We start from the raw sequence: 22,678 nt of genomic DNA on the forward strand, positions 1-22,678 counted from the left end.
GAACGAGCACTCGGGCGTGGCAGGAGCCCCAGCCGGCGTGTCGCCGACCCGGCGAACGTATGTGGTTACCGCACTAGGCAGGCGGAGGAAATTACCGCCGAGGAGTTTCATGTACCGTCGCGATGATTTCCCCTCTGGAGTGACGCTTCCTTTTGTGGTGACGAAGCGGTGGATGAGGGGCGGCACCTCGGCGCTCCCGGCCTTGTAGCGCATAGGAGTATCTTCCCGTCTCCACACATCCCATGGTTCCCTTTGGGCGCCGACCTGTACCGGATGCGAGCGGTGTGGCCTGGGCCTTCTAATCCGTAGGCCCCTAAACGATCTTTATGGGCGTTCGTAGGCGTCCGCCACCTCGTCTGGCGACATCCTCATCGTACGTCGCCGTTCGCCGCAGTTCATGATCGTCCGTTCCGGTGGCTCCCAGGAAGCTCGGTGAATCACCTGCTCGCCAATCGGTCAGCCGCACCAAGCAGGCGTTGGTCTCGCGCTCCAGTGGCTTGTCCAGGTCGATGGCGCACGAGATGATCGTGCTCCCTTCTCCTGCAGCGCCGTCGGAAGCGAGCACGCCCGCCATGTCCTTATCTGAGCGCGTACGCCTCCATCGGAGACAGGTAGGCCATGTCCGGATGATGGCCATTACCCTCTTGATCGGTGGTGTGCTGGTTGCAAGCTGCGGGCTCACTCACACGACTCTTCGGGTAGACCCTGCAGTACTTAATGAGGCGCGCAGCATTGGAGGAGTCCTGGGCGAGTCGACCTCAAACGGTTACTACGAGGGCACCACTGATGTCATCACCACACTTGTAGTCGGTACCCGAGGCAAGAACAGCACGGACTCGGTCAAGAAAGCCATGAAACACTTGGGTGGCCGTGGGTGGAAAACGACCAATGAGAACCTCCCCGTGTCCGTGACCATGGAATCCCCCAATTGGGAAACTAACGAACTTGTTCTGCGCCCGTTCGACCCTATGTACCTGGAGAACGAGCCGGAGATTCTGGAAGCCATCAACAGGGCAGTGACCAATCCCGAAGCGCTGGTGATCGTTTGGGCGTGGGTGGACGGCTCAAGGGCCTAATAATGCCGATCCCGGCAGCACTCGCCTGCGTCCCTGCGCTACCTCGCCCGCCTGATCAGGCTTCCACCTCAGCCACCTACGACCCCCAGGCCCGCGCGGCGATCATCCCGGAGCCGGAGCGCCCCCGTCGGCGGCAATTGAGGTAACTTGAAAGTGATGACCGAAGTTCGTCCATCTTGGGCGACAGGACTATGCGTAACGGCTGGGTACCGTGTCCTGGGGTCGATCATGAAGCCGCAGGTAGCCATGGAATCCACCCGAAGGGCATTGGGCAAGGCGGGGATCGTGACCCACACGAGAGCCCGAAAGATCGTCATGGTCTTTCGGAGTGCTCTATGTCTGGACTTCTTGCATGGTTCGCTACTGCAAGTGTGGTTGTCGGGATCGGATTTTTGCTGGTGTGGTTGATCCTGGGGTTCTACGCGCTGAAGAGAGCTCGGTCGGAGGACATTCCAGCCGTGATCCGCGCTCTGTCTCGATGGTGTCGCAAGTAGTAATGAGGTCAAGATCCTGTCGCTGGTGCGGCCGGGCCGTCCGGCGGCCGGGACCGGCCCCCAGGCCGCATGCCTGGCCGCCGAGCGGAGGCGGCGAGGCGGCGCGCAGCGCCGCCCTTGATACCTATGAGAACAATTCGGCAGTGTGTTGGCATGATCCAAAACACTTCGGATTGCATCGAGGTTCGCGTCACTGCCGGCAGCCGTGATGAGGCCGATCGGATTTGTTCGGCAGTGGTGGAGCGTCGGCTGGCCGCGGGGGCGCAGATCGTCGCGCCGATCGAGTCGACCTACTGGTGGGCCGGGAAGATCCAACGCTCTGGCGAGTGGTTGTTGTTAATGACGACGACCATCGGGCGATTCGAGGACCTGGCTCGGTGTGTGCGGGAGTTGCACTCCTATGAGGTGCCGCAGATCATCGCCAGCGCAATCGTGGCCGGTACTACTGACTACCTGGAGTGGATCAAGCGGGAGACGGCCCCGCGTTCCGGCGGGTAGCGGCGATGTCACCGAGCAGCTCGCGGGCAGCCTGGTCGGTGTGGGGTGCCAGGGCCTTCTCCACGGTGGCGAGGTGTTCGATCCCCCAGGTGGATTCGCTGCGCTGGGCGGACTCCAGAGCGCGGCGGGCGTAGGTGATTCCTTCGGCAATGTCGCCGATCTGGAGTTGGGCCTGGGCGATGTCGGCGTAGACGATCGCGGCCTTCTTGTGGTCGCTCTCCTGAGCAACGGCCGACAGGGCGGTCTGGCCGGCTTCGATGACGTGGTGCTCGTCGCCGAGTCGCACGTAGGTGGAGAGCTGGAAGGCTGCCATGCGGCCGGGGTCCAGGAAGCGGGTCCAGGCGCGTTCGCGGTGGGGGCGGGCTCGGACGTATGACTCTTCGGCCTGGTGCATCACCTCGATGGTGCGCCGGTTACCGAGGGCGGCCACTTCGCGGGTGAGCAACCATGCACGGGTAGTCCGATAGCCCTCAGCAGTGATGCGTAAGGGGCATCAACCGGTGCACGAACTGCAGGGGCGAAGTTTTCACCCGCTCCCGAATCAACTTTATGTGGGCACGCGGCGCTTCGCTGATCAGGATCTTAATCGACATGGCGCCGACCTGACCGAAGCCCGCCGAAGGCACCTACCTAGTGACCTTGTCGGCCAACACCTCACGAAACTCGCCGATAGCCGGGCGGTTCTGCTGGTCAAAGGGAACAGCGCGGAGCAGCATCCGTCCGGTTTCGATGATGTGGTTACTCCGGTAGGCGGGAGGGAGAGGGGCTATCACCGCCGCCGCCTGTCGCATGCCTTCGTCGATGCCTCCTCTGACGACCGTGCAGTGTGCCTCATGAAGGAGCACATTAGCCCGATACTGATAATCCGTGCTGAGTCTCAGGACGTTCTCTCGGGCTTTGTCTGCCTTGTTCTCATCGCCCGCGCCGGCGTGAACCCAGCTCTCCGTGAAATGGATCTGGCTTTCCTTCCAGAAGCCCAAGGAATCTCCGGTGGAACCCTTTGTTGTCAGGTCGAGAAGAACGTTCAGCGCTTCGCGTGCCTCGTCGTGTCTGCCGAGGAGAGTAAGGGCCTTCGCCTGGGTGGACATCAGGTCGACAGAAGGTCCACCGCCGATCTGCTTCGCATTGCGGACGAGGCGCAGGACCGTCTCCGGGGCGCGCTGTCCGTAGAGGCCGTGGCCTGCCTCCTCGCACCGAACCAACAGGCGTAACTCCCGATCTCCCGAGGCGTCGGCCGCATGACGGGTCGTGTGCCACCAGCGGATGGCGGCTCCATGATCACCCAGGCGGGTCAAGGCGTTGGCGTGGATCGTGGAGAGCCCTGCCATGACCCGTTGTAGTTCGACTACTTCGACGGGAGAGGACATCTCCATCTGCCGTCGCACAGCGAGCAGATCGATGACAAGATCGGCTACGACCTGCGCGGGTGCACGGGTTCGAAGCGCGTACAAGTGATCGCTGGATGCCAGTTCCCATTCCTCGATGCTTCGGAAGTCGTGATTGAGAGACAGGTCGAGCAGGTGGCGAACCGGCTCGCCGAGCATTCCGATTCCGGCGCTCGCGACGGCAAGCTGAAGGAGCCTTCGGCGTTCCGTGTCCATGTCGTCTCCATGAGTTTCTTCCCGAACGAGACTACTCTGCGGCGATCTCTCCAGATTGGAGGCGTTCGGCACAAGGCCGATGTACGCCGAGACCAGCGCCTCGACCACGGCCGCGTCCATACGGGCACGCGGCACTCGCGCGAAGCCTTGAACTGGGAGACCTCCGTCATCGGAAACAGCCGGTAGGCGGACCTGAGCCGTTTCCCCGATGGCGAAGAGTTCCGCTTCGGTCATGTCGAACACCCGGCAGTAGAGCGTGAGGTAAGGATTCTTGGGCTTGTGCCTACCCGCTTCCCATCCCTTGATCGAACGCACCAGGGAATCTCTGACCGGTAGGCGTTCGCGTGTCCATTCGTCAGCCACCTCGGTCAGGCGCTTCGCCATTTCCTTTTGCGACCAAAGTTGGGCGCATCGCTCAACACGGAGTCGAACGGCCCATTCCGGAAGCTCCTTCATCGCGCACCTCGGACCAAAGGGGAAACGCCCGTCTCCCTCAGTTTCCCCTAACACCACCTGCCCATACACAGCTTTACACCATGTGATTAGAGGACGGTCTCTTGAACAGACGGGACCCGCAGGTGCTCGCAACGCCGTACGGGTCCCTTGACCAGGAAGCGAGTCCTGACCCATGACCAAGGCTAGAACCATTCGTGTCCGCTGGAGAGCGGACGCCCCGCCCTTGCCGCTCGGCTGTCGCTGGTGCGGACACGCCCCCTACGCCCACGAGGCGCACAGCCTTCCCCATCGCCGCGACCATCTGTGGGAGCAGCCCACTCCCCGGCAAGTGCAAGCGCGCATGACCGTACGGCGGCGCCTCGGCCTGTGCGGTCCACTGCCGGCGATGGTGTCACGGCCGTCGAAAGTCCAGCCGCCCGTCGTGTTCGCTCACGTACGTACGCCCCGGGCGTCACGCACGGCCGGTACCGGTCCCCGTCGTTCACGACCGGGGCCATTCGCCGGACACCTTCCTGCCGCGACAACACGACGGGAGGCCGTGGCGTGAGCGCATCCCCGCGAGGTGACGCCCTCATGAGCGGGTACGACGGCAGGCCCGTTTCCCAGACGCACGCCGTCGCGTCGTCGATCACCACCGATCCGCCGCCGACCGCGAACCAGACCGGCACCGCTCGACCTGGCGAGCGGTCTCCCGCCTTTCGTCTCGCCGAGGAGCTGGCCGCCCTGCTGGACAGTACTTACGGCATCTCGGCCGACGTCCACCAACTCCGTTGTGGGAAGGCCGTGCTGTCGGTCTATTACGGGCTGCTGGTCTACACCGACGGTGAGAAGTTCTGGTGGACCACTCCCAGGCTCAGCCATTCCGGCGGTTCCCTGCTCACGTCCGCGGCAGCGTCGACCGTGGCCGCCGAACGGCTCGCCGAGCACTACGCGATCCTGCGCGCCCGCCCTCTCGCCACGGTGCTGGGCGGCGAACTGCCGCTGCTGGCCGACGTGATCCTGGCCGACCATGTCGTCCCGTGCTGACGTGCCTGCGCCTCGGCTTTGTTCCGAGACGGAGAGACCAGAGCAATCCACATCGGAGAAACAGCCGTACGAGAAAGGACGCCCGTGATGACCTCCCTGGCACAGCAGGTCGCCTGCACCGGGACGATCGACGCCGACGTGTTGGAACGTGTCCGCCACGAGACACTGACCGTCCCAGAAGGGTGGGTCGCCCAATACGGCGAATACCAGTCGGGTGGCTGGGGGACGCTGTCGCTGCTGAACATGACCGGCGACGCCACCGACGTGACCATCACCGACTGCGATCCCGTGGAGACCGCCCTGCTGGCGTCGATGCCGGCCACCCGGCGGCTCCTGTCCACGCTCGGGTTGCGGTACATGTGGGCGCGGATCGCCCGCCTCGACGCAAGGGCTTTCCTATGGGAGCACCGCGACTACGGAGAGCTGCGATCCGTCGAACGGCACCGGCTGCACATCCCCCTCATCACCAGTTCCTCGGCCTATCTGGTCCTCGCGGGCTCAGCGGTCCACCTGACCACGGGCAATATATGGCGGCTCACTCCGACCTTCGCGCACGGGGCCTGCAACCTGTACGGGCCGACCCGCTTCCATCTGATCCTGGACTGCTATGCCAGCCCTGAGTTGGTTGAACTGACCAGAGGACAACAGCTTCCGGACGATTACGTACGCCACCTGCCGCACCTCGACGACGACGTGCTCCGGCGAAAGGTCGAGCAGGCACGCGCGCTGATCCGGTTCGGATACGGCCAGGCGGCCGAGCGGCACCTGCTGCGGCTGTTCTTCACCCACGCCCTTCCCGAAGGGCGCGCCTACGACCTGATCAGTGAGCTGTACGAGCACAGCGGCGCGACGCGAACCGCCGAGATGTGGCGTGATCGAAAATCCGTCCTGCTCGGTACGGACATCAGCTGAGAAGACCGACGACCGAGAAAGGAAACCCATGTTCGACACCTGTCATGAGGCCATCGACCGGCTTGCCGCGGTGAACCGGCCCGGCCAGTTCGCCGTCATGGAAAACGCGATCAATCACCTCGTCGCCTGCCCTGCCGTCACCCAACTGCTCATTCGGGGATCCTTCGCTCGTGGAACCTCCGACCGGCTCTCCGACGTGGATCTCGTCGTGGGAGTCGCACCATCGGCCTTCGCCGAGTTCGTCAACATGCTCGACGCGCTCGCCGTCACCGAGTTCGGCGCGATCATGCCTGGCTGGCCCGACAAGATCGTGCCCCGCATGGGTGGCCTCGGCTATGTGCACCTGATCGAGGCCGACGGCAAGCTCCACCAGCTCGACCTGTACGTGGCTCCTTCCGACAGGATCGACGACATCACCGCCTCGACCCACGGCCACATCATCTACACCACCCCCCACGCCAAGCACGAGACATCTGATCCGGCCGTGGCCCAGTTCGTCACCGACCATCTGGCCACCCCGCCCACGTGCGAGCAACTCATCGTCGAAGCGCTGGTGCTGGGCTGGATGATCCACAAACGGATCGCCCGGGGGCAGAAGTTCATGGCCTACGCCGAGACGCACATGCTTCACACCGCGGCCCGCTCCCTGATCCGGACCGCTCTGTCCCCACGGACGGTGTTTTACGGCTGGTATCACCTCGACACTGACATCGGTGCCACTCCCATCGGCCGCTCCTGCCTCCGGGAGCTGGAAGTACTGATCACCTCCCCGCCGACCCCCACCGTCGCGTCCTTGAAGAACTCCATCGAACGGATCCTGGCACTGGCCCAGCGCGCGGCCCCGGACGCGGTAAGTCCCCTGCGCCTGTCCATCGACGCCTACCTCCACCATCTCGACCTCGGCTGAACACCACCGGCCGGTACGGTGAACCCGTGCCCTTACCCGCCACCGAACAGCGAGCTATCGGCGCCGAGCGGGGATAGACGAGACAGCGTCCCGTCCCGCTCGGCGAGATCGCGTCCGCATCCGATCCATCCCAACACGTACAGGGCCTTTTCCATGTCATTCGATCGGTTCGGTGATCCACCGCTCGGCTTCACCGCCGTACGCCCCTCATGGGACGACCTTTCCCGCGAGCTGCGCGACTTCCTCGCCACCCACCTTGGTTCGCCCGTTGTCAGGGCGGACGTGCAGAGCGGCGGTTTCACACCGGGGGTCGCGGCGCGTCTCAGCCTCATCTCCGATCGAGTGTTCGTCAAGGCGGTCCCGGACGACCACGTCCTGGCCGCCAAATACCTGGTCGAAGCCGAAACCTCAGGACGTCTTCCCTCCGGTGTGCCGAGCCCGTGACTGCGATGGCACGGCGCGGCAGCCGGGTGGACGATTCTCATCTTCGATGACATCGAAGGGCGCCATCCCGACCTGACCCCGGGCTCGCCGGACGTCCTCACCGTCGCGTCGGCCCTTTCCAGCATGGCCGTCCTGCTGACACCGAACCCGATCCCCGGCCTTCCGCTCGCCTCCGCCACCCGGACGCACCAGCTACACGGCTGGCGTGACCTGTTCCTTTCTCCTCCCCAGGATCTGGGTGACTGGGAGGGACGCCATATTCAAGCGCTCGCCGACCTGGAGACCCGCTGGATGCGCGACGCGGACGGCGCGACGCTGATCCACGGGGACATCCGGCCCGACAACCTGATCATCACCGCGAGCGACACCACCGCGGTCGTCGTGGATTGGGCACAGCCCTGCCAAGGAGCCGCCTGGCAGGACATCACCGATCTCGTCCCTCACCTGATCATGACCGGCCACTCTCCCGAAGCGGCGGAGAAAGTCCTGGCTGAATTCCCGGCTTGGAACCTCGCCACGCCAGAGGTGATCACCAGCTACGCGGCGGCGTTCGCCGGATACTGGACCCGGATGAGCCGACAACCCGCACCGCCGGGCGTTCCACACCTACGCGGCTACCAGCGCAGAGCCGCCGCGGCGGCCATCACATGGACGATGCACCGCACCGGCTGGTAGCAGCCTGCGGTGGCACCTCAATGCCGGGCGACAGCGCCCGACGGGGCAGAGCGCGCAGGACACAGGTGGACGTGCTGCTCCGGGTCTACGCCAAGTGCATCAACGGCCAGCGCGAGGTGGCCAACCAAAGAATCTTGGCCGCGCTCGTCACGTGATGCGGATCATGCTCCATGGAAGGACCCCGGAACACCTCGGAGTCCTTCGCCGTTCCAGCCTCGGAATCGCTCCTCGGGGCTCCGGAAACCTCGGGCTCACCTGGGAAACGGGGCCGGATCCATTCCGCGTATGTTCCGCGACCGGTGGCATACGGCTGCTTTCGGCCACCTGCGGCTGCATGAGGGGTGCGTGCCCCTGGTAAGCGAAAGACCAGGTCAGCGCGTAGATGACCTGGTCTCGGTTGCGCACCCTGCGGGATTCGAACCTGCGACCGTCGGATTAGAAGTCCAATGCCCCACCCGCCGCAGTCGTAGCCTGTCCGATTCCTTCGTGGCCTGAAGGGCCAGATGGCGGGCGGCGTCCTGGCAGGTGTCCGCGTCGTATGACGTCCAGCCGGTCATGCCGCTCAGGTCGGCGACGGCTGAGAAGAGCGCACGACCGGCATGCTCGCTGTGGGTCCTGTTGGCCGGCAAGCCGTTGGCCCAGGAGATCCGCTCGATGACGGAGCCACGCGACATGCCTCCGCCGTGGGCGTCACCGGACAACAGGATCATCTTCTCCTCGAAAAACACGCGAGGGGTGTCGGCCGGCATCAGCCGCCGAAGAGCTGGGTGAGCTTCTGGAACAGCTCGTAGACGCCGTAGGCGAAGGGGAGACCGACCCAGGACCAGGCCAGGATCATCAAGGGGGTGTTCCCGGCCGGGGCGCGGTCGTCCGCTGTCACGCGTCGCCTCCTCTTTCGTGCCGAATTTCGTGGGGTACGGGTTTTTCGTGGTGAACGGGATGCACCGGGCGGATCAGCTCGTTGGCCAGGAAGCCGACCGCCAGCAGCCCGATCATGATGTAGAGGGATGTCGTGTAGAGCGCCGGTCCCGACCGGCCCGCCGCCTTCTGCGAGTCGGCGATGGCGTTGACGATCAGCGGCCCGAGGACGCCGGCGGTGGACCAGGCCGTCAGCAGCCGGCCGTGGATGGCTCCCACCTGGTACGTCCCGAACAGGTCCTTCAGGTAGGCCGGCACGGTGGCGAATCCTCCGCCGTAGAAGGACAGGATGCCCAGCGCGCAGAGGATGAACAGGAATTTGTGGGAGTCCCCGGCCAGGGCGATCGCGAGGTAGAAGAGGGCGCCGACGCCGAGGTAGACGCGGTACATGTTCCTACGGCCGATCAGGTCCGAGGTCGAGGACCACACGAAGCGCCCCGCCATGTTCGCCAGGGACAGCAGGGCCACGAAGCCCGCCGCCGCGGCGGTCGTGACCGGCACGGTGGTGTTCGCGAAGAAATCTTTGATCATCGGCGCGGCCTTCTCCAGGATGCCGATGCCCGCGGTGACGTTGAAGCACAGCACGACCCACAGGAGCCAGAACTGCGGCGTGCGGATCGCGTTGCGCGCGGAGACGTCGGCGGCGGTGACCAGCGGGCGGGTGGCGGCCTTCGCCGGTTCCCAGCCTCGTGGCCGCCAGCCCTCCGGCGGAACCCTGATCAGGAGCACGCCCATCGACATGAAGCCCGCGTAGACCAGGCCGTGCACCAGGAAGGTCGTGGCTATCCCGCCCGTGCCGGTGCCGAACGTGTCGAGCATCTGCGTGGACCACGGTGAGGCGATGAGGGCCCCTCCGCCGAATCCCATGATGGCGATGCCCGTGGCCATGCCCGGCCGGTCGGGGAACCACTTGATCAGGGTGGACACCGGTGAGATGTAGCCGATGCCGAGACCGATCCCGCCCACGAAGCCATACCCCAGGACGACCAGCCAGTACTGCCCGGTGGCCACGCCGAGCGCGGAGATCAGGAAGCCCAGGGAGAAGCAGACCATGGAGACGGACATCGCCCAGCGCGGGCCGTTGCGCTCGACCAGTGTTCCCCCGAACGCGGCCGACAGGCCGAGCATGACGATGCCCACCTGGAAGGGCAGGGCGCTGGCCGTGCCGGAAAGGTGAAGCGCCGACTCCAGAGGCGGCTTGAAGACGCTCCACGCGTAGGCCTGGCCGATGGCGAGGTGCACCGAGAGTGCCGCCGGGGGGATCAGCCAGCGGCTCCAGGTCGGTGGCGCCACCGTGCGCGCACGACTGAAGAAACCAGAAGAGACGGTAAATATGGGGGTTTTTACCTGTTCGCCCGGCATGCAGATAACCGTATTCCGCCTCCACCACTTCGTCGAGAGTGGCTGATGTGGCAATTGAAACGATTTGCTGAGGATGTGGCTCGGCGTTCCGGCTCGCTCGCGGCCCGGGGGGATGGCAGTGCCGGTGGCCGGGCGAAGGGGCATCGCGGATCCCGCCCATCGCTGTATCGTGTTTGACTTATATAAGTTGTTCTTGAAATAGTCATCGAGCACACGTTCGAAGCCCTCGGCGAATCCGGGCCGGAGCCGCCGACGAGAAGGCCGCCCCCGTGACCGGGGACGGCCTCGTCCTTCACACCCGCTGCCAGGAGTTCCCCCGATGTCGCAGAAGATCACTACTTTCCTGATGTTCCAGGGCACCGCCGAGGAGGCGATGACCTTCTACATGTCGCTGTTCGACGACGCCGAAATCCTCGCCATCGCCCGCTACGGCCCCGAGGGGCCCGGTACGGAGGGCAGCGTGCAGCACGCCACGTTCACGCTGGCGGGCGGGGAGTACATGGCCATCGACAGCAACGTGCAGCACGCCTTCGGCTTCACCCCGTCGATCTCGCTGTACGTGCAGTGCGAGTCGGAGGCGGAGATCGAGCGCCTGTACGCGGCCCTGTCGGAGAACGGCGAGCCGCTGATGCCGCTCGGCTCCTACGGCTTCAGCAAGCGCTTCGGCTGGACCAATGACCGCTTCGGCGTCTCCTGGCAGCTGAACCTCGCCTGACCGACGCCCCCCACCGCCGTGACGGACCCCCGTCCCCGCTGGCGGGGTCCGTCACATGCGAGCACGCGGCCGTGCGTCCTCGTACGCCTCGTACGCCTCGTACGTTCTCTTACGTGCTCACGGCGTCGTCGCTCAGTTCTCCCGCGGGACCCCGTTCTCCCGCAGGACCTCGCGCAGCCGGGAGGCGAATCCGTCGGGGTCGTCGGCGAAGGCGATGTGGCCGCCGGGGAAGTACGTCGGCTTCGTGCCGAGCGCCGCGGCGAGTGCGGTCGACGCGTGGTCGCAGAGCTGGCCCGCAGACTCCTCCCCGATACCGACCACGACGGAGCCCGTCCCGGCACGCAGGGCGGCGATGTCGGGCTCCCAGCGGGTGGTCGCGCGCATCTCGTGCAGGAACCAGAAGCGCTCGTCCGCGACCTGCTGCGGATCGGGCTCGGTCGGCGCCTCCGCGGGACCGCCCTCCGGCTCCTCGAAATCGGGCATCGGGATGTTGGCGTTGATCATGAACTTGGTCCAGGCCCCCGCAACGTCGCCGGAGACGTAGGTGGCGATGATGTCCTCGACCGCGGCGTCGCGCTCCTTGGGGTCGTCGAGCAGGCGGTTCAGCGGGGGCTCGTGCGCGATCACGGTGCGCACCTGCTCGGGGTGGGCGACGGCGAGCGCGAGCGCGGTGACGGCGCCGCCGCTGGAACCGAAGACGGCGGCCGGACCGGCGCCGAGGTGGGTCAGGAGCCGGGAGAGGTCGTCGGCGCGCATTTGCGGGGTCGAGTCCTGACCGGGTTCGTCGAGGGAACTGCGGTTGACGCCCCGGGGGTCGGTGGTGAGCACGGTGTGGTCGTCGGCGAGCAGGCCGGCCAGCGGCGCGAAGTGCGCGGCGTGCATCGGGGCGCCGACGAGCACCACGAGGGGCCCCTGGCCCCGCACCTCGTAGTAGAGCGTGGCGTCGGGGACCTTGAGGTAATCGGCGGTGACGATCGGCGTGGGGTTCATGGCGGCCTCCTGGAACGGTTCGGAACGGTGCCGTGGTGCTCGGTCGAAGGGAAGACTGCCGGCGTGAGGCAGAATCGTCGTTCGTGAGGGAGATTTCTTCGCGGACCGCGGGCAGGGCGACGGAAGACACCGGGGACGCCGGCCCGGTCCGGGCGCGTGGCGGTGATGACGATCTGATCCGGGCGCGTGGCGGAGACGACGCCGCGTTCACCCGTCTCGTGGAGCCGTTGCGTCGCGAGCTGCACGCCCACTGCTACTGCATGCTCGGCTCCACCCACGACGCCGACGACGCCCTGCAGGACGCCCTGCTGCGGGCCTGGCGGGGAATCGCGCGCTTCGAGGGCCGCAGCTCGTTGCGCTCGTGGCTCTACACCGTGGCCACCCGCACCTGCCTGGACATCGTCGCCACTCGGGGCAGGCGGGCGTTGCCCGTCGACCTCGGCCCCTCCAGCGACCACGCCGTGCTCGGAGACGCCCCGTTGACCGACGTCGCCTGGCTGGGCCCCTACCCCGACGCGGGCCTCACCGACGACCCGGCCGGTCCGGGCGCACGCTACGAGCAGCGCGAAGCCGTCGAGCTCGCCTTCGTCGCGGCCCTGCAGCACCTGCCGGGCAACCAGCGGGCCGCGCTGCTGCTGTTCGAGGTTCTCGGCTTCTCCGCCGCCGAGATCGCCACCACGATGGACACCACCACCACGTCGGTGAACAGCGCCCTGGCGCGAGCGCGCAAGGTCGTCGCGGACAAGGTCTTCCCCCGCACCCAGCAGCCGACGCTGCGGAAGATCGGCGACGCCCGTGTACGGGAGATCGTCGCCGGCTACTCCTCCGCGCTGGAACGCGGGGACGCCGACGCCCTGGTCGCGCTGCTGACCGAGGACGTCACCTGGTCGATGCCGCCGATGGCGCACTGGTACCGCGGCCTGGAGGCCGTCACCGACTTCGCCGTGCGGGTCCCGCTGACCACGTGCGGCAGCTGGCGTCACCTCCCGGTCACCGCGAACGGCCAGCCCGCAGTGGGCTCCTACCTCTGGAATGAGGACGCCGCCGCCCACCTCGCCTGGTCGATCGACGTGTTCACCCTGCGCGACGAACGGATCGCCGAGATCACCTCGTTCGTCGGCCCCGGCCACTTCGCCCCCCTCGGGCTGCCGGCCTCGCTGCCCTGAGCCGGGAGCGCGCTGAGAGACCTGAGCCGGGAGCGCCGAGGGACCTGAGCCGGGAGCGCGCCGAGGTCCTGGTACGGCCACGCGGCCGGGCCCGCCGGGCCGGGCGGCCGCCCGGTCGACGGCCGGCGCCGCGCGGCCCCGGCCGGGCCCGCCGCCGACACGTCACGGGAAACCGCCCGGTCCGCCGCGCCACCCCGCGCCCGGCGTGCCGGGGTCCGGCCGTTCCCCAGCCTCGGCGACACGTTCCTCGCTCCACAGCCGCCGCATCTCCGGGCAGTTCTCCAGCAGCTCGCCGAGCGGGCCGTGGCCGGCGACCCGGCCGCGGTCGAGGACCACGACCTGGTCGGCCCGCTCCAGCGCCGCCTGCCGGTGGGAGACCACCAGCAGCGTTTCCGGACCGCGCCCGTCGCGGGCGGCGTCGGCGATCCGGTCCCACAGCAGCTTCTCGGTCTCCACGTCCAGAGCCGACGACAGGTCGTCGACGACCAGCAGCTCCGGTGCCCTGACCAGCGCCCGCGCCGCGGTCGCCCGCTGCGCCTGACCCCCGGACAGCCGTACGCCACGGGGACCGACGAGCGTGTCCATGCCCTCCGGCATCCCGGCCAGGTCCTCCTCGAACGCGGCCAGTTCCAGCGCCAGGGCGAGCCGGTCGTCGTCCGCGGGCAGGCCCAGGAGCAGGTTCTCCCGCAGCGATTCCGAGAACAGCCGGGGGACCTGGCTCGCGTACGCCGCGCGGCCGGGGACCAGGAACGTCCCCGGATCGTCGACACGCCGGCCGTTCCAGGCGATCGTCCCGGCGTCCAGCGGCACCAGGCCGAGCAGGGCGCGGACCAGGGTGGTCTTGCCCGAGCCGACGGCGCCGGTGATCACCGTGAACGACCCCCGCGCCACCCGCAGGTCGACCGCCCGCACGCCCCGGCCGCTCCCGCCGTGGCGCACGGTCAGCCCGCGCGCCTCGAGGAACTGGAGCGCGTCGCCGCGATCCGGTGGCGCCGTCACGGCGGGAGGAGGTTCCCTGTTGAACCGGACGTCGTTGCCTCGCGACAGGTCGCCGGCGTCCTCGTACGGCGCCATCAGCCGGGTGAGCCGTTCGGTGGCGACCGCGCCCTGGGGCAGGCGGTAGAGGATCGCGCCGATGGTGCGAGGCAGCGCCGTCAGCCAGCCGACATAAGTGGTGAACAGCGCGAGATCGCCCACGGTGAAGTCGCCGCGGCGCATCGCCGACGCGCACAGGAGCAGCACGAGACCGATGCTGATCTCGACGGTCGCGCCCGTCGCGGTGTCGAGCATGTCGGTCGCCAGCCGGTCCTTGACGGCGGCGTCGCGCCGCCCGAGGTTGTGCTCGCGCAGGCGTTCCAGCACCGCGTCCTCGGCCCCGGCGGTCTTGATCGCCAGTACGCCGCCGAAGGTCTCGCCGATGTGGGCCGTGACGGCCGCGCCGAGCACCCGGGCCCGCCGGTGCAGCCGCCGGATCACCTTGTTCAGCGACCGGCTCAGCACGCCGACCGCGATCATCGGCACCACCAGCACCAGGGTGATGACGGGGTCGATCGAGGCCATGATCACCAGGGCGGCGCCGCCGAAGAGAGCCGAACCGGCCAGCGGGACGCTCTCGTCGGTGAGGTTGACCAGGTCACTCACGTCGTCGCGGAAGCGGGCGACCGCCTCGCCCGGCGAGTGCGGCAGCCGGGTCGCGGCGGGCCCGCGCGCGGTGAGGATCGAGCGCAACGCGTTGGCCCGCAGGAGGGTCGCGGCGGCGCACCACCAGTAGACCCCGTAGGACCAGGCGACGACGATCACCAGGCCGCGGACCACCTCCACGCCCACGAACGCCGCGCACAGCCACAGCGACTGCTCCAGGCTCGCGGCGCGCTGCCCGCTGATCTGGTCGAAGAGCCGCTGCAGCACCAGCCCGCCGGCGAGCGGGATGACGCTGACCGGCATCCACAGCAGGGCGCCGATCAGGTAACGGCGCAGGTCGAAGCGGGCGAGCCGGGTGGCCACCAGCGTCACGGGCCTCATCGGACCACCCCCGCGACGTCCAGCATCCGGGCGAACCGGCTGCGCGGATCCGCGACGAGATCCTCGCGGTGGCCGTACTCGACGACCCTGCCCCGGTCGATGACGGCGATCTTGTCCACCCTGGACAGGGAGGAGAGCCGGTGCGCGATGAGCACGCCGGTCCGGCCGGCGAGCAGCCGGTCGACGCTCTCCTCGACATGCCGCTCGGTGGCCGGATCGAGCCGGCTGGACGCCTCGTCCAACACCACGAGCCCGGGGTCGGTGAGGAACACCCGCGCGAACGCGAGCAGCTGCGCCTCCCCGGCCGAGACCCCGCTTGCCGAGGCGCCGCCCAGCTGGGTGTCGAGCCCGTCGGGCAGGGCGGCCAGCCAGTCGCCGAGGCCGACACCGGCCAGGACGGCGCGTAGCCGGTCGTCGTCGGCCGGCGGCCTGAAGAGGGTGAGATTGTCCCTGACGCTGGCGGCGAAGAGCCGCACGTCCTGGGTGACCACGCACATCCGCTCGCGCAGCGACGCGGGATCGACGTCCCGCAGATCCAGCCCACCGACCCGTACGGTGCCCTCGGTCGGGTCGTACAGGCGCAGCACCATCCGGGCGACGGTCGTCTTGCCGCTGCCCGTACGGCCCACCAGACCGAGTGTCTCGCCCGGGGCCAGCGTGATCGTGATGTCCGACAGCACCTGTTCGTCGTCGTCGGCGTACGCGAAGCCCACGCCCTCGAGGCGCAGGCCGAGCGGTCCTGAGGCGGGCAGCGGCAGCGGGTCGGCGGGCTCGGGGAGCGTGCGCCGCTCGGCCAGCAGGTCGCCGATGCGCGCGATGCTGGCCAGCGCCGTCTGGTACTGCCTCAGCTGGTCGATCAGCCGCTCGAACGGCGCGCGCACCATCTGCGTGTACTGGAAGAGCAGCACGGCGGTGCCGACCGTGAGCGTCCCGGACTCCCGGGTCCACGCGGCGAGGCCGAGCACGATCGCCGTGCCGGCCGCGAACGCCACCGTCGTGCCCGCGAGGATACCGGTCCCGATCCGCGCGTCCCGGAACTCCGCGCGGTACAAGGTCGCGGAGGCCCGGTGGAAGCGGTTCACGGCGTGCTCCCCGGCGCCGTTGGCCCGGATGTCCTCCACACCGGCCAGCCGTTCCTCGAGGCCGCCGAAGAGCGCCGCCATCTCCGCCCGCGAGCGGGTGGCCGACGGTACGGCCAGCCTCTGCGCGCGGGCCATGCCGAACCCGATCAGCACGCAGTACGCCAGCAGCACGCCGCCGAGACGCGCGTCGACGGTGAACACGACGACGAGCACCCCGGCGAGGAGCAGGAGACCGGCCACGATGTCCAGCAGGAAGGCGACGACGAACTCGGCCACCGCGACCACGTCGCCGTCCACCCGCTCGATCATCTCGCCGGGCGTTCGCCGGCCGTGGTAGTCCATGTCGAGGCCGAGCGCGTGCTCGGCGAGTCTCTCCCGCAGCCGGTTCGTGCCGTCCCAGGCGAGACGGCTCGCGAGCCAGGCGGTGACCATGCGGGCGACCTGCCCGGCGACGGCGAGCGTGAGGTAGCCGAGGGCGATCAGCGTGAGGTGACGGGTGCCTGCCCCGCCGATCGCGTCGTCGACGAAGCGACGGGTGATCTGGGGTGCCGCCAGCGGCAGCGCCGTCGCGGCGGCGATGGCGGCGGCGATGGCCACGGCGGAGCGGCGTCCCGGGCGAAGGTGACGTAGAACGGCGCGCCGGGCGAAGGCGCCGGAGGCGGGGTGCGGGCCGGGGGTGCCGGCGGCGCGGCGCCGGGTGGAGGCGCCGGGTGTGACGGAGGTCGGAGTGGCCATCGGTCAGACCCGCCCCCGCGCCGCGGGCTCGCGCCGGAGCCGGCCGCAGGAAGGCGCGGTCTCGTCGCCGACGCGCGCGGCCGAAGGCGAATCGTCGCCGGAGTCGTGGACACCGCCGATCTCGTCGACGGCCCCGGCGGCGTGGAGCGGCCGCTCGGTCAGGCCTGTCCTATCGGCGCCCGCATGCGCCGGAATCTCTGGGGTGAGCGTTATCACTAAGCGTCATGTCCTTGAAATAGATGGAATTTCCTTTCTGGGGGGACATGAACGCTTTGCGCATTTTCTTCTCCTTGATCGATTCGACGTCGTCAGCAGTCCAGCAGACGGCCGTCCGCGAGGGCAACCGGTTTGTCGGCCACCCGGCGTCGCCCGGGACCTATATCGCCCCCGGCGGCCGGGCCGCGTGATCGCCGGACAGGTCGAGGCCCTCGCCGCGCGGGACCGCTTTTCCGGCGCGGTTCAAAAGAGCGGCGCCCGCTTTGCGGCGGAACGCGACCGGGGCGGAGGGCGCCGGCCCGGTGGTACGTACATGCCTCGTCAGAGGGGACGCTGGCGGGGCGGCAGGCGCGGTACCACCAGCCGGGGCCTGGCCGCCGGATTGGGGGTGTGGGGCGGATGGAGGACCAGGCGTTCCTTGGCGGCCTCGATGGCCCGGTCCAGCTGGGTGTCCACCCCCGCCGCGTAGTCCTGCGGGGTGATGTCGACCTCGATGTCGGGGTCGGTGCCGTAGTTCTCCACCCGCCAGCCCACGTCGTCGAAGGCGAAGGAGAACTCCGGCTGCGTGGTGACCGTGCCGTCGGCCAGGTGGTGCCGGGGCCAGATGCCGATCACCCCGCCCCAGGTGCGCTTGCCGATCAGGGGGCCCAGGCCCAGCAGCTTGAAGGTGTGGCTGAAGATGTCGCCGTCGGAGCCCGCCCACTCGTTGGTGATAGCCACCATCGGGCCGCGCGGCGACTCGTCGGGGTAGGGCTCGGGCACGCCCCAGCGCGGGAAGTTGTAGCCCAGGCGGCGCCGGGCCAGCTTCTCCAGCAGCAGCGCCGACACGTGGCCGCCGCCGTTGAAGCGGACGTCGACCACGAGGGCCTCGCGGTCGTACTCGGCGAGGAAGCCCCGGTGGAACTCGGCGTAGCCCTCCGGGCCCATGTCGGGGATGTGCAGGTAGCCGATCCGGCCGCCGCCGAGCTCGTGGCAGCGGGCCCGGTTGGCCTCCACCCAGTCGCGGTAGCGGCCCGGCTGCTCGTCGCCGATGGCCCGCACGGTGACGGTCCGCGTGTCCTCCCCGCGCCGGATCGTCAGCTGGACCTCCTGGTCGGCCTGGTTGACCAGCAGCTCGTCCGGGCTCGCGTCCGCGCCGACGGGCTGGCCGTTGACGGCCAGCACCGCGTCACCCGGCCGTACGTCCACCCCGAGGCGGTTGAGCGGCGAGGTCGCCTCGGGATTCCACCGGTCGCCGCCGACGATCCTCGCGATCCGGTGAACGCCGTCCGCGAAGGCCCAGTCGACGCCCAGCTTGCCCTGCCGGTAGTGCGGCCGGGACCGGTAGGCGCCGCCGCTCTCGTAGGCGTGGGAGGTGCCCAGCTCGCCGAGCAGCTCCCACAGCAGGTCGGAGAACTCGCCCCGGGTGGTCACCCTGTCGACCAGCGGCAGGTAGCGCCGGTAGACGCCGTCCCAGTCGAGCCCGGCCATGTCCTCGGTCCAGAAGTTCTCCCGCTGCAGCCGCCAGGCCTCCCTGAACATCTGCCGCCACTCCGCCTCGGGCCGGATGGACACCTTGACCCTGGACAGGTCCACCCACCCGCTCGTACGGCCCGGAGCGTCGTCCTCCTCGGGCTCCTCGCCCGCCTTGACCATCCGCAGCCGCTTGCCCGACTGGTAGAGCAGCGTGCTCCCGTCGCGGCCGAGCTCGAACTCCGACACGTCCCCGACCAGGGTCTCCTGCTTCTGCTTGGCGAAGTCGTAGACGTGCAGGGTGCCGTCGGAGGAGTCGGCGTAGTCGTCGCCGAGGCTGCCCTCGACGGGGAAGGTCAGGTAGACGGCCTTGCCCTTGATCCCCGCGATGGCGTCGTAACGCCCCTCGGGGACCGGGAAGACGACGACCCGGTTCTCGATGCCCTCCAGGTCGATGACCACCTCGGGCGGCCCCTCGTCCTCGTCGTTCCCGCCGTCGTCATCGTCGTCGTCCCCGAGCGGCCGGGGCTCGGGGACGAAGGGCGAGGCGACGTCGGCGCGCAGCGCGACCGCGTAGGGGCGGGAGCCCAGGGGGAAGCCCAGGTCGAAGTGGAGCTCGTCGTAGACCGGATTGAAGACGCGCTGGCCGATGAAGTAGAGGTAGTCGCCGCCGGGGTCGAAGGCGGGGCGGGCATCCCACAGCACCGGCCGGGTCGCGAAGAACGTCTCGCCCGTCTCGACCCTGCACAGCTTCACCGCCGTCGTCTGCGCGGTGTCGCGGCAGGCGTACGCCAGCCAGCGGCCGTCGGGGGACCAGGCCAGGTCCTCGATCGCGTCGAACCCGCTGGAGTCGATCACCCTGCCCCGCGCCAGGCCTTCCCCGCCCGTACGGCCGGAGACCTCGCCGGACGCCTGATCGGCCGCGGGGCCGGGCGCGAGGTCGACCAGGATCAGCTCGTTGCGGTGGTTGGCCACCGCGATCAGGTCGGCCGTGGGGGAGACCTCCAGCTCGATGGCGCGGCCGGTGTCGAGGTGGTCGAGCCTGACGGGCTCGGTGACGCCGTCGGCGGTGAGCACCGTCAGCACCTCGCGGTCACCCTCGTCGCTGGCCGCCGCCACCAGCCGCTCGCCGTCGTTGAGCCAGTTCAGCAGCCGGTACCGCACCCCGTACAGCGCCCCGTGCTGGCGCACCGGACCCTCCCAGGCGGCGAAGGAGAACGCCTTGCCCCGGGTGGTGACGGCCAGGCCGACGCCGTCGGGGCTGAGGGTCGCGCTGTCCAGGAAGTCCTCGGCCGAGGCGAAACGGCGGTTGCGCTGGGTGCGCGAGCTGCGCAGCCGCACCTCGATCGGGCGCGACTCCCCGTCCTCCACCAGGTAGAGCTCGCCCCCGGCGTGGTAGACCAGCCTGCGGTCGTCGCCCGACAGGTTGCGGGCGTAGTAGTCGGTGTGGTCGGAGTGCCTGCGCAGGCCGCCGCCGTCCGCGTCGCAGGAGTAGACGTTGCCGACGCCCTCGTGGTCGGAGATGAAGTAGACCCGGTCCCCGGCCCAGCGGGGCGAGGCGAGGTTGCCGGGCAGTGCGATGAGCCGCCGGAACCGCCCGTCCCCGCCGGACTCGATCCACAGGTCGCCCATGGTGCCGCCCCGGTAGCGCTTCCACCGGGCGGGATCGGCGGTGTTGCGGCCGAGCACGATCCGGGGGCCGTACGAGATGGTGTTGGCCGGGCCGTACGGCAGGCGCTCCGGCACCCCGCCCGGCTCCACCCGGTGCAGCCAGGTACGGCCGTCGAAGGGCTGGCCCTGGTCGCTGGCGTAGACGATGCCGCCGGTGGGATCCCAGCCGGTGACGCTGGAACGTGCCCCGTGGTAGGTCACCCGCTGGGCCGCGCCGCCGTCGGCGGGCATCACGTAGACCTCCTCCGGCCCCTCCTCGCGGCCGACGAAGGCGAGCCGGTCGCCGCCGGGGGAGAAGCGCGGATACCCCGCCTCGGCGACCCCGGCGGTCAGCCGGAAGGCCCGCCCGCCGTTGGCGGTGACCATCCACAGGTCGTCCTCGGCCGCGAAGACGACCATGTCACCGAAGATCGTCGGAAATCGAAGGTAGGCGGGCATCGTGTCACTCCATGATCGGGTGACCGGGTTTCACCCCGGTCACCCGATCATGATTTCACGCCCTCGGCGGCTGGGCGGCCCGCCCACCCGGGTAGGCGGCCCCCGTCTCCGGCACCCTGGCCTCGGGCTGTCCGGCCTGTCCGGCCTGTCCGGCCTGTTTCTTCGCCTCCTTCGCCGAACGTGTCGCCTTGATCGCGGCCTTCTTGCTCTTCCCCGAGCCCTTCACGGCCTTGTTCTTGGAATCCTTGTCATCCTTGGAGTCCGTCATCGTTTCCCCCTGTTGTGCCTGATGGACGATGCCGTTGATTAGGCATTCAGGGATGTTTAATACCCTTTACGCGCATCAATCATCCACGATCTGTGGCCAATCAGACACGGAGTGTGATCGGGCGAGGCTCGGGCGGGGCGGGCCGGAAATCCGGTTGCGGCTCCATCCGGCCGTACCCGACCATGAACGCATGTTCCGGCACGCCATCCTCGCGACGCCCGCCACCGCGGGCGCGCCGGAGCGTGCCCTGATGTTCGCCGCACCGCGGCTCGACGGCGCGGAGCGCTGACCCCTTCCCGTGAGTCCCGGGTGACCCGGCGGGGAGGGGTCGGCCGAGCACGGGTCGCCGCCACAGGCGAGCATCGAGGAAAAGAAACAGCCATGGCCAAGCAGGCTTACGTGCGGAGCAAGCCGCACCTCAACATCGGCACGATGGGACACGTCGACCACGGCAAGACCACGCTCACCGCGGCGATCACCAAGGTGCTCAGCGAGCGGGGCGGCGCGAGGTACGTGCCGTTCGACCGGATCGACCGGGCTCCCGAGGAGGCGACGCGGGGCATCACCATCAACATCTCCCACGTCGAGTACGAGACGGCCACGCGGCACTACGCGCACGTGGACATGCCGGGCCACGCCGACTACGTGAAGAACATGATCACGGGGGCGGCACAGCTCGACGGGGCGATCCTGGTGGTGTCCGCGCTGGACGGGATCATGCCGCAGACCCGCGAGCACGTGCTGCTCGCGCGGCGGGTGGGTGTCGAGCACGTCGTGGTCGCGCTCAACAAGTCCGACGGGGCCGACCCGGAGCTGGCCGACCTCGTCGAGCTGGAGCTGCGGGAACTGCTCGCCGGGCACGGCTACCTGGACGTGCCCGTCGTCAGGGTCTCCGGGCTGCGGGCGCTGGAGGGCGACCCGGAGTGGGTGGCGTCGATCGAGGCGCTGCTCCAGGCGGTCGACGACCACGTCCCGGTGCCGGTCCGCTACACCGGTGCCCCGTTCCTGCTCCCGGTGGAGAACGTGCTCACCGTCACCGGGCGGGGCACGGTCGTCACCGGGGCGATCGAGCGCGGCACGGTCAAGGTCGGCGACACCGTCCAGGCCGTCGGGCTCGGCGAGGGCTTCACCGCCGTCGTCACCGGGGTCGAGACCTTCGGCAAGACCATGGAGCGGGGCGAGGCCGGTGACAACGCGGCGCTGCTGCTGCGCGGGATCCGGCGCGAGCAGGTACGGCGCGGCCAGGTGCTGGCCGCCCCCGGCACCCAGACCGCCCACCGCGCGTTCACCGCCCGCGTCTATCTCCTGACCGGGCGGGAGGGCGGGCGGAGCGGTGCCGTCCAGACGGGGTATCGCCCGCAGTTCTACCTGCGGACGACCGACGTGCCGGGCCGGATGGACCTGGGCGGCACCGGCCTCGCGCTGCCCGGCGAGACGATCGAGGTGACCGTCGAGCTCGGCAGGCCGGTGGCACTGGAGGCCGGTCTCGGCTTCGCGATCCGCGAGGGCGGAAAGACGGTCGGCGCGGGCACGGTGACGGCCCCGCTCGGCTGA

The 22,678-nt window shown here is 68.9% G+C and carries 23 protein-coding genes; 12 read left to right on the forward strand and 11 right to left on the reverse strand.

Annotation, left to right across the window (positions count from 1 at the left end; all coding sequences use genetic code 11):
• Positions 1-313: 313 nt before the first annotated feature.
• Complete coding sequence (locus tag ACSDR0_RS24610; RefSeq protein WP_435291231.1) at positions 314-574, reverse strand: hypothetical protein; 261 nt, start codon at positions 572-574, stop codon at positions 314-316.
• Between the two features lie 52 nt (positions 575-626).
• Between ACSDR0_RS24610 and ACSDR0_RS24615 the strand changes: the two genes are divergently transcribed.
• On the forward strand, positions 627-1,076 hold the full coding sequence (locus ACSDR0_RS24615; protein ID WP_435291232.1) for a hypothetical protein: 450 nt from the start codon (positions 627-629) through the stop codon (positions 1,074-1,076).
• Positions 1,077-1,723: 647 nt separating this feature from the next.
• The gene (gene cutA / locus ACSDR0_RS24620; RefSeq protein WP_435291233.1) at positions 1,724-2,068 is read left to right on the forward strand and encodes a divalent-cation tolerance protein CutA; all 345 of its coding nucleotides are present in this window, start codon (positions 1,724-1,726) and stop codon (positions 2,066-2,068) included.
• On the opposite strand, the gene ACSDR0_RS24625 is transcribed toward cutA, so the two are convergent.
• Together ACSDR0_RS24625 and ACSDR0_RS24630 are read right to left on the reverse strand one after the other, a co-directional pair.
• Positions 2,034-2,513: a hypothetical protein gene (locus ACSDR0_RS24625; RefSeq protein WP_435291234.1), complete on the reverse strand. Its 480-nt coding sequence runs from the start codon at positions 2,511-2,513 to the stop codon at positions 2,034-2,036. The genes cutA and ACSDR0_RS24625 overlap by 35 nt on opposite strands.
• 181 nt (positions 2,514-2,694) lie before the next feature.
• Complete coding sequence (locus tag ACSDR0_RS24630; protein ID WP_435291235.1) at positions 2,695-4,125, reverse strand: hypothetical protein; 1,431 nt, start codon at positions 4,123-4,125, stop codon at positions 2,695-2,697.
• 573 nt (positions 4,126-4,698) lie between these two features.
• Between ACSDR0_RS24630 and ACSDR0_RS24635 the strand changes: the two genes are divergently transcribed.
• From ACSDR0_RS24635 to ACSDR0_RS24660, 6 genes are all read left to right on the forward strand, one after another.
• Positions 4,699-5,151, forward strand: a complete 453-nt coding sequence (locus tag ACSDR0_RS24635) for a hypothetical protein (protein ID WP_435291236.1) — start codon at positions 4,699-4,701, stop codon at positions 5,149-5,151.
• Positions 5,152-5,238: 87 nt separating this feature from the next.
• Entirely contained in the window at positions 5,239-6,063 is an 825-nt protein-coding gene (locus ACSDR0_RS24640; protein WP_435291237.1) for an aspartyl/asparaginyl beta-hydroxylase domain-containing protein, read from the forward strand.
• 28 nt (positions 6,064-6,091) lie between these two features.
• The gene (locus ACSDR0_RS24645) at positions 6,092-6,970 is read left to right on the forward strand and encodes a hypothetical protein (protein WP_435291238.1); all 879 of its coding nucleotides are present in this window, start codon (positions 6,092-6,094) and stop codon (positions 6,968-6,970) included.
• 153 nt (positions 6,971-7,123) lie between these two features.
• Positions 7,124-7,414 (forward strand): hypothetical protein, encoded by a 291-nt coding sequence (locus ACSDR0_RS24650; RefSeq protein ID WP_435291239.1) that lies wholly within the window; start codon positions 7,124-7,126, stop codon positions 7,412-7,414.
• A 123-nt stretch (positions 7,415-7,537) separates the two neighbouring features.
• Positions 7,538-8,089 (forward strand): phosphotransferase family protein, encoded by a 552-nt coding sequence (locus ACSDR0_RS24655; RefSeq protein ID WP_435291240.1) that lies wholly within the window; start codon positions 7,538-7,540, stop codon positions 8,087-8,089.
• Between the two features lie 20 nt (positions 8,090-8,109).
• On the forward strand, positions 8,110-8,244 hold the full coding sequence (locus ACSDR0_RS24660) for a hypothetical protein (protein ID WP_435291241.1): 135 nt from the start codon (positions 8,110-8,112) through the stop codon (positions 8,242-8,244).
• Positions 8,245-8,460: 216 nt separating this feature from the next.
• On the opposite strand, the gene ACSDR0_RS24665 is transcribed toward ACSDR0_RS24660, so the two are convergent.
• The 3 genes from ACSDR0_RS24665 to ACSDR0_RS24675 are packed head-to-tail and all read right to left on the reverse strand — an operon-like array spanning position 8,461 to position 10,369.
• Positions 8,461-8,817: a hypothetical protein gene (locus tag ACSDR0_RS24665; RefSeq protein WP_435291242.1), complete on the reverse strand. Its 357-nt coding sequence runs from the start codon at positions 8,815-8,817 to the stop codon at positions 8,461-8,463.
• A gap of 20 nt (positions 8,818-8,837) precedes the next feature.
• Positions 8,838-8,969, reverse strand: coding sequence for an MFS transporter small subunit (locus ACSDR0_RS24670; RefSeq protein ID WP_435291243.1), 132 nt, complete (start codon positions 8,967-8,969; stop codon positions 8,838-8,840).
• Complete coding sequence (locus ACSDR0_RS24675) at positions 8,966-10,369, reverse strand: L-lactate MFS transporter (protein WP_435291244.1); 1,404 nt, start codon at positions 10,367-10,369, stop codon at positions 8,966-8,968. The genes ACSDR0_RS24670 and ACSDR0_RS24675 overlap by 4 nt, the downstream gene beginning before the upstream one ends.
• A gap of 319 nt (positions 10,370-10,688) precedes the next feature.
• Here ACSDR0_RS24675 and ACSDR0_RS24680 point away from each other — a divergent pair, with 319 nt between their 5' ends.
• Entirely contained in the window at positions 10,689-11,084 is a 396-nt protein-coding gene (locus ACSDR0_RS24680; protein ID WP_435291245.1) for a VOC family protein, read from the forward strand.
• Positions 11,085-11,216: 132 nt separating this feature from the next.
• Here the strand turns inward: ACSDR0_RS24680 and ACSDR0_RS24685 are convergent, their stop codons facing one another.
• A complete protein-coding gene (locus tag ACSDR0_RS24685; protein ID WP_435291246.1) occupies positions 11,217-12,074 on the reverse strand; it encodes an alpha/beta fold hydrolase in 858 nt (285 codons plus the stop codon).
• A gap of 83 nt (positions 12,075-12,157) precedes the next feature.
• On the opposite strand from ACSDR0_RS24685, the gene ACSDR0_RS24690 reads away from it, so the two are divergent.
• Entirely contained in the window at positions 12,158-13,240 is a 1,083-nt protein-coding gene (locus tag ACSDR0_RS24690; protein ID WP_435291247.1) for a sigma-70 family RNA polymerase sigma factor, read from the forward strand.
• Between the two features lie 162 nt (positions 13,241-13,402).
• Here the strand turns inward: ACSDR0_RS24690 and ACSDR0_RS24695 are convergent, their stop codons facing one another.
• Both ACSDR0_RS24695 and ACSDR0_RS24700 read right to left on the reverse strand, forming a co-directional pair.
• A complete protein-coding gene (locus tag ACSDR0_RS24695; protein WP_435291248.1) occupies positions 13,403-15,262 on the reverse strand; it encodes an ABC transporter transmembrane domain-containing protein in 1,860 nt (619 codons plus the stop codon).
• Positions 15,259-17,079 carry an ABC transporter ATP-binding protein gene (locus ACSDR0_RS24700; protein WP_435291249.1) on the reverse strand — a complete coding sequence of 607 codons (1,821 nt, stop codon included), beginning with the start codon at positions 17,077-17,079 and terminating at the stop codon, positions 15,259-15,261. Before ACSDR0_RS24700 ends, ACSDR0_RS24695 begins: the two co-directional genes overlap by 4 nt.
• Before the next feature lie 239 nt (positions 17,080-17,318).
• Between ACSDR0_RS24700 and ACSDR0_RS24705 the strand changes: the two genes are divergently transcribed.
• Positions 17,319-17,486 carry a hypothetical protein gene (locus ACSDR0_RS24705; protein ID WP_435291250.1) on the forward strand — a complete coding sequence of 56 codons (168 nt, stop codon included), beginning with the start codon at positions 17,319-17,321 and terminating at the stop codon, positions 17,484-17,486.
• Between the two features lie 130 nt (positions 17,487-17,616).
• Here ACSDR0_RS24705 and ACSDR0_RS24710 read toward each other — a convergent pair whose 3' ends face one another.
• Positions 17,617-20,856, reverse strand: a complete 3,240-nt coding sequence (locus ACSDR0_RS24710) for a S41 family peptidase (RefSeq protein WP_435291251.1) — start codon at positions 20,854-20,856, stop codon at positions 17,617-17,619.
• A 55-nt stretch (positions 20,857-20,911) separates the two neighbouring features.
• On the reverse strand, positions 20,912-21,124 hold the full coding sequence (locus ACSDR0_RS24715; protein ID WP_435291252.1) for a hypothetical protein: 213 nt from the start codon (positions 21,122-21,124) through the stop codon (positions 20,912-20,914).
• Positions 21,125-21,505: 381 nt separating this feature from the next.
• Here ACSDR0_RS24715 and tuf point away from each other — a divergent pair, with 381 nt between their 5' ends.
• On the forward strand, positions 21,506-22,678 hold the full coding sequence (gene tuf, locus ACSDR0_RS24720; protein ID WP_435291253.1) for an elongation factor Tu: 1,173 nt from the start codon (positions 21,506-21,508) through the stop codon (positions 22,676-22,678).

The organism is Streptosporangium sp. G11, from assembly GCF_051192615.1.
GTDB lineage: Bacteria > Actinomycetota > Actinomycetes > Streptosporangiales > Streptosporangiaceae > Streptosporangium.